Genomic DNA, 273 nt, shown 5'->3' with positions numbered 1-273 from the left:
CTATTACGCGTAGCAGTTTTTCTTGTACCATTTCGGAGGTGTTTGCTAGCTCATCTAAAAATAAAGTACCGCTGTTTGCACGTTCAAAGCGGCCTTCGTGGCGTTTACTAGCGCCAGTAAAAGCACCACTTTCATGGCCAAATAATTCACTTTCGAGCAGGTTTTCGTTAAGCGCCGCACAGTTGAGCTTTACATAGTTTTGATCCCAACGTTTAGATAAAAAGTGTAAACGCGCTGCAATTAACTCTTTACCTGTGCCACGCTCACCAATAA

General features: G+C 43.2%; 1 protein-coding gene. It reads right to left on the bottom strand.

What is annotated here, in order from left to right:
* On the bottom strand, positions 1–273 hold a 273-nt coding region (locus AAEY88_RS13635; protein WP_350563255.1), incomplete at both ends, for a sigma 54-interacting transcriptional regulator.

Origin of the sequence: Psychrobacter sp. CAL346-MNA-CIBAN-0220, assembly GCF_040309805.1 — a bacterium.
Taxonomy (GTDB): domain Bacteria; phylum Pseudomonadota; class Gammaproteobacteria; order Pseudomonadales; family Moraxellaceae; genus Psychrobacter.
The sequence above is the reverse complement of the archived record's forward strand: the minus strand, read 5'-3'. Positions and strand labels throughout refer to the sequence as shown.